Annotated in this window: 1 pseudogene; it reads left to right on the forward strand. The window is 66.0% G+C overall.

Annotated features, from left to right (window positions below):
• Positions 1-247, forward strand: a pseudogene (locus SB765_RS32460) (hypothetical protein); the annotation flags it as partial.

A 247-nucleotide genomic window follows, 5' to 3' on the forward strand; every position in this document is an offset into this window, starting at 1 on the left:
GCCGGTTGCAGCGCTCATGCCGTGCACGATGGCCTCACTGATGTCATCTATGTACTGCTGCCGATCTGGCAAACCCAGTTCGCGTTGTCCTACGCCCAGATCGGCCTGTTGCGCGGGGCCTATTCCGGGACTATGGCGGTGTTCCAACTCATGGCCAGCCGTGCGGCCAAGCGCTGGGGGCGGCCCTTCCAGCCGGGCGAGTTCATCGAGCCACGGGTCGTGGACAGCGTGCTGCAGGCGCTGGCCG

This window comes from Pseudomonas sp. SIMBA_067 (assembly GCF_046534675.1).
Classification (GTDB): domain Bacteria; phylum Pseudomonadota; class Gammaproteobacteria; order Pseudomonadales; family Pseudomonadaceae; genus Aquipseudomonas; species Aquipseudomonas putida.